This is a genomic window from Vibrio sp. 10N.261.52.A1 (assembly GCF_002876325.1).
Classification (GTDB): Bacteria; Pseudomonadota; Gammaproteobacteria; order Enterobacterales; family Vibrionaceae; genus Vibrio; species Vibrio chagasii.
In genome coordinates this window covers 1-7994 of sequence record NZ_MCYD01001335.1, presented here as the reverse complement: position 1 = coordinate 7994, position 7994 = coordinate 1, and the positions used below count along the sequence as shown (strand labels likewise).

At 45.7% G+C, this 7994-nt stretch carries 5 protein-coding genes; 4 read left to right on the top strand and 1 reads right to left on the bottom strand.

Annotated features, from left to right (window positions below; genetic code table 11):
* Window positions 1-22: 22 nt before the first annotated feature.
* Complete coding sequence (gene leuA, locus BCT81_RS27530) at window positions 23-1570, bottom strand: 2-isopropylmalate synthase (protein ID WP_008219998.1); 1548 nt, start codon at window positions 1568-1570, stop codon at window positions 23-25.
* A 568-nt stretch (window positions 1571-2138) separates the two neighbouring features.
* Between leuA and BCT81_RS27525 the strand changes: the two genes are divergently transcribed.
* The 4 genes from BCT81_RS27525 to BCT81_RS27510 all read left to right on the top strand — a co-directional run bounded on the left by BCT81_RS27525 (window position 2139) and on the right by BCT81_RS27510 (window position 7971).
* Window positions 2139-2798: a TetR/AcrR family transcriptional regulator gene (locus tag BCT81_RS27525; RefSeq protein ID WP_102426519.1), complete on the top strand. Its 660-nt coding sequence runs from the start codon at window positions 2139-2141 to the stop codon at window positions 2796-2798.
* Window positions 2798-4135, top strand: coding sequence for an HlyD family secretion protein (locus BCT81_RS27520; protein ID WP_102426518.1), 1338 nt, complete (start codon window positions 2798-2800; stop codon window positions 4133-4135). Before BCT81_RS27525 ends, BCT81_RS27520 begins: the two co-directional genes overlap by 1 nt.
* A complete protein-coding gene (locus tag BCT81_RS27515) occupies window positions 4132-7239 on the top strand; it encodes an efflux RND transporter permease subunit (protein ID WP_102426517.1) in 3108 nt (1035 codons plus the stop codon). Before BCT81_RS27520 ends, BCT81_RS27515 begins: the two co-directional genes overlap by 4 nt.
* Window positions 7240-7446: 207 nt before the next feature.
* Complete coding sequence (locus BCT81_RS27510; protein ID WP_102426516.1) at window positions 7447-7971, top strand: phosphatase PAP2 family protein; 525 nt, start codon at window positions 7447-7449, stop codon at window positions 7969-7971.
* Window positions 7972-7994 lie beyond the last annotated feature (23 nt).

Genomic DNA, 7994 nt, shown 5'->3' with positions numbered 1-7994 from the left:
CTAGGGCTCTGTTATTGGGTACTTAAACTGTCGCGATTTTTTGCTGTTTCATTTCAGCAATGGTGTCTGCGCGTTGAATGCTATTGATAACGTGCAGTAGCGCCTGACCTGAAGCTTCAACGATATCTGTTGAAACGCCTGTGCCGTGGTACTTACGACCTTTATAGTTAGCAATGATGTCAGCTTGGCCTAAACCATCTTCACCTTCACCTTTCGCGGTTAGGTCGAACTTATCTAGTACGATTTCGTAGCCAGTTAAGCGGTAGATACACTGGTATAGCGCGTCAACAGGACCGTTACCGACAGCGGCTTCGCACTTCTCTTCATCACCACATTGCAGCTTGATGCTGGTTGTAGACATTACACTACCAGATTGTACGCTTAGGTAGTTAAGTTTGTAGAAGTCATCTTCGTCACGTAGATTCGCGAAGTGCATCAATGCTTCTAAGTCGTAATCGAAGACTTGACCTTTACGGTCAGCAAGCTTCAAGAAGTCTTCGTACAATGAATCTAGGCTGTACTCGTTGTCTTTGTAACCCATTGCGTCCATATGGCTCTTAACAGCAGCACGACCACTACGGCTGGTTAGGTTCAACGCCTTGTTTTTCAAGCCAATAGACTCAGGAGTCATGATCTCGTAAGTATTTTTGTTCTTTAGCATGCCATCTTGGTGGATACCTGAAGAGTGGCTGAATGCGTTAGCACCAACGATCGCTTTGTTGTCTTGAATTGGCATGTGGCAAAGCTGGCTCACCAATTTACTGGTGCGGTGGATCTCTTGATGATCTAGGCCGGTATGAACACCTAATAACTCTTGACGAGTTTTGATGATCATTGCGATCTCTTCTAAAGAACAGTTGCCCGCGCGTTCACCAATGCCGTTAATGGTACCTTCTACTTGGCGAGCACCAGCTTGTACCGCTGCGATTGAGTTAGCAACCGACATGCCTAAGTCATCGTGACAGTGAACTGAGATGATTGCTTGGTCGATGTTTGGTACGCGGTCAAATAGCGTTTTGATAATACCGCCAAACTCGTTAGGCACTGTGTAGCCCACTGTGTCAGGAATGTTGATAGTTTTCGCGCCTGCGTTGATGGCAGCTTCAACCATACGGCATAGATTATCGATAGGTGTACGGCCTGCATCTTCACAAGAAAATTCAACATCGTCTGTGTAGTTACGTGCGTGTTTAACGGCTTTTACTGCCATCTCTACCACATCATCGTAGCTGCGACGCAATTTATCTTGAACGTGAACCGTCGATGTAGAAATAAAGGTGTGAATACGGAATTGCTCAGCCACTTTTAACGCTTCTGCTGCTGCATCGATATCTTTCGCTACAGCACGAGAAAGTGCACAGATACGGCTATCTTTAATGTTCTTTGCGATAGTTTGTACTGATTCAAAATCACCCGGAGATGATACTGGGAAGCCAGCTTCGATTACGTCCACACCCAGTCTTTCAAGTGCATAAGCAATTTGTAACTTCTCTTTTACTGTCAGGCTTGCAGCTAGAGCCTGCTCGCCGTCACGTAAAGTCGTATCAAAAATTATCACTTGATCGTTCATGGGTGCTTCCTTATATCGATATTGTATCGATTGCTATCCAAATTATTATTGAGAATGATGTTCTTTTAAAAGTGCCAGTTACAAAAAAACCCGCTCAGCGCGGGTTTTAATATTTGTGTAGTTCTTGACCCACAACTTACCCGCGCGATTGGTTCACGATAAGGAGAAGTTTCAGCAGTCGAGAAGAAGAAAAAGTCATTACACAAATATCCGTAAATAAACTGTTAACACCATATGTACCGTAATTTATTCTGAGCGTCAAACAAGAAAATCCAATATCAGCATACATTAGCGGCGTTTTGGTTTGGTTTGTGCTGCTAGGGTTGTATTTATTGGTTTTATCATCTGCTTGGGGTTTTTAGGTTGGGCGGTTAGTTTATCGTTTGGCTTATGTGTAGGTTAAAACTTTGTAGTAAATCTTTTTAATGGAACGATTCACCAAAAAAATCACAAGCGCGTTTAAATTAATTAATCAATTGATTAAATAGTGAGTAATTAATCTTCTGCCAGCGTATCGATTTATCCCTATAATTAATCGTGTGATTAATTAGGTTAGTAGGTTTTAGTGATGGCAGGGCGCAAAGCAGGACGACCGCAGCAGAATCTAGATGTCAGGCAGTTGCTTATTGAGCATGCTCGTGATCTGTTCGTCGTTCAACCATATGACAAGGTATCCACTCGTTTAATTGCTGAACGAGCCGGAGTGAATATCGCGATGATTCGATATTACTTTGGTAACAAAGCAGGGTTGTTTGAAGCAATGCTGCGTGAAACGTTGCGACCAATGCAACTCCAGATGCATAAGCTGGTAGAAGAGAGCAGCCACGAGAACTTTCTCGATTTAATGCGGACTTACTACAAAGAGATGGTCAAGGTTCCTAAGTTTCCTCGCTTAATTGCCCAAGTGATGAACATGCCACCTTCTGAGGTGCAGAGAGAGCTGCTAGAGAAGGTCTTTCTCGATGTCACTAAACCTGCCCAAGATGTCATTTTTGAAAAGCTGATGGCACAAGGCGTTTTGCGCAAGGATATGGATCCTAAGCTCTGCCGCGTGTCGTATATAAGTTTGATGGTGTTTCCGTTTATAGCACCACCGCCTTTGCTGGCTATTCATGGCATCGAGCTTAATGAAGCTTTTCTGAATCGATTAATCGAACACAACATTCAACTGATGACGGAAGGCTTTATCAATGCACCAAGCCCTTCATCTTCGCAGGAACCAAAATAATGAGAATAAATAAAAAGCTCCTTTTCTTCCCAGCCTTAGCTGTTGGTGTGATTGGTCTAGTAATGGCGATTAATTTGAAACCAGATTTACCAACTAAGCCTGCTGGCGATAGGGCGCGCTTGGTTGAAACCGTTAGTTTAGAGAAGCAGATGATCGCGCCGTTGGCGGTTGGTTTTGGCAAAGTGGTACCTAAGGTTGAATGGAAAGCGATTGCCGAAGTAACAGGGCAGATCGTTTACCGACACCCCGACCTTGAGAAAGGTCAGGTGATCCCTGCAGGAACTGAGGTGCTTAAGATCGATCCTTTGGATTACGAGTTGAAGTTGGTACAAGCCGAAGCGGATCTTAAATCGAGCCAGACCTCACTAGAGAAACTGAACCAAGAAGAACAGAACCTGAAACAGACACTGAAGATCGAAAAAAATCGTTTAGTGATCAGTAATAAAGAGCTACAACGTAAACAAGATCTACGTAAGAAAGGGCTGACCTCTCAGTCCGATGTCGATCTTCAACAGCAGAGTGCACTCTCCCAACAGAAGCTGGTGTTAGATATACAGAACCAAATCGCCTTAATGCCAGATGAAAAGCGTGTCGCACAAGCGGTGATTAAGGTCAATGTCTCTAAGGTCAAAGAAGCGCAACGCTCTTTGGATAAAACCACCATCACCTTACCCAGACCGATGCGAGTCGCTCAGGTTGATATTGAACAGAACCAAGTAGTTAATCTGCAGCAAGAGATGTTCATTGCTCATGGAATTGACGTTATGGAGGTTGAGGCACAACTCTCTATTCACGATATGCAAACTTTAGCCTCAAGCTTTACTCAATTCCCTCGCGATGCTGCTGGCATCCCAAACCCATATCAAACGCCAGCTAAGGCAAGCATTCAGTTGAACAGTGGCAGCTTAAATCTGACTTGGCCAGCCAAGGTTGCACGAATCAGTGAGACTGTGGATGAAAACCAAGCGACAGCAGGCATCATCCTTGAAATCAATCAAGACTATTCTGCGCTTCAGCCAAACAGTGCCACGCCTTTGGTAAATGGCATGTTTGTTAAAGCGGAGATTGAAGGCTTAGCCAATCCGAGTTGGGTTGTGCCTGAACGTGCTCTGCATGGCGATAAGATCTATTTGATGGATGAGAACCAGCGCTTGAAAGTTGTGAATGTCGAAGTACTTTACCGACGAGACAATCAAGTGGTGATTAGTGGCGAGTTGCAGACGGGAGACAAATTGGTTCTCAACGACGTCCTGCCTGCCATTGAAGGCATGCTGCTGAAAGAGTCTGGTTCAAATGGTGATGAACTTACCGCAGACAGTGACGGGAGCGCTTCATGATTAAGTTCTTCTCAAGACACCCAACCGCAGCCAACTTGTTGATGCTTGGGTTGTTGATATTGGGTTTTAGTTCGTTATCTACCATCAAACGCGAAACCTTCCCTGCTTATGATCCACCTTACATTATGGCTGCGATTGTTTATCCGGGGGCTTCTCCACAAGAGGTCGAAGAGAGCCTGTGTGTGCGAATGGAAGACGCGGTCGATGGTTTAGCTAACATTGAAGAAACCCAATGTGAGGCGATAGAAGGCAGCGCTCGTCTAATTCTCAAGCTCAATGAGAAAGCGGATATCGGCCGAATGCTGGTGGATGTGCAAACTCAGATCAATTCTATCAACGACTTTCCTACAGAGATTGAATCACCTGTCGTACAAGAGCTGGATTGGAATGAGCCAGTCGTTGATATTGCGATTACGGCAGACACCTCGTGGCCTGAGCTGAAGGCATACGCTGAAGATCTGAAACGCACAATGAAGCTCGATTACGATGTTTCACTGGTTGATGTCAGCGGATTCTCTGATCACCAATATCGTGTTGAACTTGATACCCAAGCGATTCGCCAACTCGGTTTGAGTGTCGGTGATATTGCCGATCAAATTGGTCGCCAGAACGTGAAACTGCCGAGTGGTAACGTTGAAACGCCAGACAAAAACTTCCTGATTCGCTTCGATGAAAGGCGTATCACGCCCGTAGAACTGGAAAGCATTGTAGTGGGTTCGGCGCCAAATGGATCTGTGATCCGTTTACGAGATATTGCCAAGATCACCGACCGCTTTGAGCTCGATGAACAGAAGGTGCTGTTTGATGGTAAACCTTCTGCATTGCTCAAGGTCAGCAAGAACAAAGAAGATGACGCACTGAGAATCAAAGAGCGTGTCACTCAGTTTGTCGAGGACCAGCGTGCAATTGCACCTGATGGCGTGACTCTGCAAATGACCAATGATCTCTCCTCTGTATTGTGGGATCGTCTGACCATGATGGTGCGTAATGGGTGGCAAGGTATTGTGCTGGTATTCGCAACCATGTGGCTGTTCTTCAGCTTACGTTATTCTTTTTGGGTTGCTGCAGGCCTGCCGGTAGCCTTTCTTGGCGGATTGTTCTTAATGGCCAATTTAGGACTGTCGATTAACATTATGTCACTGGTGGGTTTGTTGATGGCGATCGGTATTATGATGGATGACGCCATCGTGATCGCCGAGTCGATAGCCTCCCACCTCGATCGGGGACAAAATGTCGATGACGCGGTGTATAACGGTGTTAAGAAAGTGCTTCCCGGCGTGTTGTCTTCCTTCTTAACCACAGTGTGTATCTTCGGTAGCTTGTTATTTCTCGATGGGGAAATGGGCGCGGTACTCAAGGCCGTTCCTCAGGTGCTGATTTTGGTGCTGTCGTTGAGCTTGATCGAAGCTTTCTTAATTCTGCCGAATCACTTGTCGCATTCGTTACACAAAGAGAAAAACGATAAGCCAGCGCTGCGCTTCAAAACTGTGTTGCTAGAGAAGTTTGAGAACTTTCGTAATACCACCTTGATGAATATGGTCGAGAAAGTGGTGACCTTCCGCTATGCCTTTATGGGCGTAGTGTTGACCTTGCTGCTCCTATCGATCTCCTTGATTGCTGGTGGTGTTGTCAAATTCCAGCCATTCCCAGAGCTTGATGGTGATATTGCTGAGGCTCGTATCATTCTTCCTCCGGGGGCATCACTGTCTCAAACTGAGAGAGTGGTCGATAAGATTGTGGCTTCTGCTGAGCGTTTGAATGAGCAGTGGAGCGAAGAAGTTGAAGAGGGCAACACGCTAGTCGAACATATCACCAGCCAGTTTAACGCCAATGCCGATGCCAACGAATCTGGCCCGCACTTGGCTACCGTGCGCTTAGACCTTCGTGGTGCTGAGAGTCGTAATACGGTGATCGATGATTTTATCGATGCGTGGCGAGAGGATATTGGTGAACTTGCGGATCCAATCTCACTGGTTTTCAAGCAACCAACCATGGGGCCGGGTGGACGAGCGATTGAGATCCGTGCCAAGCATGATGACCTTAATGCATTGAAAGCTGCTTCTCTGGATATTCAGGCTTACCTGAATGAGTTTGATGGTGTTCATGGCGTACTTGATGACATGCGGATGGGTAAAGAAGAGATCTTGGTTAAGCTTCGCCCAGGTGCTGAAACCTACAATGTGAACGGGCAGATGATTGCATCTCAACTGCGTGCCGCCTTCTTTGGCCAGACAGCGGACGAGATTCAAATCGGTGTTGAGAATATCTCGATAGAGGTGCGTCTTGATAAAGAGCAAGCGGGCGATATACAGCAACTTGCTAACTTCCCAATCATTACCGCGGATGGTAGCCAAATTCCGCTAGCTACGCTGGCGACGCTCGATTTCCAGCGTAATTATGTACGTATACAACGTATTGATGGTTTGAGAACCATTAGTATCTTTGGTGACATTGATAATAAGAAAGCGAGCTCTTCTGCGATCTTGGCTCAGTTCCAAAAAGATGAAGCGCCTAAACTTATTCAGAAGTACCCAGGCTTACGTTTTGACTTCGAAGGGGAAGCGAAGGATGCAGCCAAGACGGGTGCCTCGATGGGCAAAGGCTTCTTGCTCGGTCTATTTGGTGTGTTTGCTATCCTGAGTTATCAATTCAGAAGCTATTTAGAGCCTGTGGTTGTGATGCTCGCGATTCCATTAGCCTTTATCGGAGTTGTAGTTGGTCACTGGGTGCTTGGTCATTCCTTAAGTATGCCAAGTATGATGGGCTTTGTGTCGCTTGCAGGGATTGTAGTTAACGACTCTATCTTACTCGTTCAATACATTCGTCATCACGTTGATGAAGGAGATAGCGTGCATGACTCGGTGGTGAAAGCGAGTCGTGAGCGTTTCCGTGCCGTGTTCTTAACCTCGATGACGACGGCAGCTGGTTTATTGCCTCTGCTCACCGAAACCAGTTTACAGGCTCAGGTTATTCAGCCTTTGGTTATCTCGATCGTATTTGGCATCTTTGCTTCAACCCTGCTGGTGCTGTTTATGATCCCTGCGGCTTACGCAATCTTGGCTGACTTCGGTTTAGTGAAAAAGCACGAGCCCCTTTCGCTATAGAGTTTTAAGTCAGAAATTAGAAATGAATAATAAAGCGGCCTAGGGTCGCTTTATTTTTATACGAGGTGAATGAGCCTCTGATACGGTTGAATCATCGGCTTCTCAACCGTAGAAAATTTCATTTTAGTTCACTCAAAACGTCACTTAACTGTCATTTGTTGGGCATAACTTGACCCTTAACTGAATAAGGATTGTTAAGGAGAACGTATGCGTACTATCGAACCTATTGTCCGCTGGGATGTGGCATTTTCGGTTTTCTGTTTAAAGAACCGTTTTAGTGGCCAACATGCGACGTTGAGTAAGGCGGTCTCTCATACGGGGGATGGTCACCTCTATATATTGATTGCTTTGATTGCATTGCTCGCCGATAGCAAAACAGGCAGCGATTTTCTGTTGGTGGGCTTAACTGCCTTCGCGATTGAGCTGCCAATCTATTGGTTTGCTAAAAATACTCTAAAGCGCCGCAGACCCGCGGAGTTTTCCTCTTTGCTTCACTCTCATATTGTCCCATCAGATAAGTACAGCCTACCATCTGGGCATGCCGCTGCTGCTTTTGTTATGGCGACATTAATCGGGCATTTCTATCCGAGCTTATATCTCTTTAGTTTGATTTGGGCTGCAGCGATTGCTGGATCTCGAATATTACTCGGCGTGCACTTTTTAACGGATGTACTCATTGGTGCTGCTTTGGGCATAGCTTGTACCAGCCTTGCTATCAGCTTCATTCTTTAATTATCGAATGAAGCTGATAGCAA

Excerpts from the sequence above, each read along its gene's own strand:
- leuA (WP_008219998.1), bottom strand. The coding sequence starts at position 1,570 with ATGAACGATCAAGTGATAATTTTTGATACGACTTTACGTGACGGCGAG.
- BCT81_RS27525 (WP_102426519.1), top strand. The coding sequence starts at position 2,139 with ATGGCAGGGCGCAAAGCAGGACGACCGCAGCAGAATCTAGATGTCAGG.
- BCT81_RS27520 (WP_102426518.1), top strand. The coding sequence starts at position 2,798 with ATGAGAATAAATAAAAAGCTCCTTTTCTTCCCAGCCTTAGCTGTTGGT.
- BCT81_RS27515 (WP_102426517.1), top strand. The coding sequence starts at position 4,132 with ATGATTAAGTTCTTCTCAAGACACCCAACCGCAGCCAACTTGTTGATG.
- BCT81_RS27510 (WP_102426516.1), top strand. The coding sequence starts at position 7,447 with ATGCGTACTATCGAACCTATTGTCCGCTGGGATGTGGCATTTTCGGTT.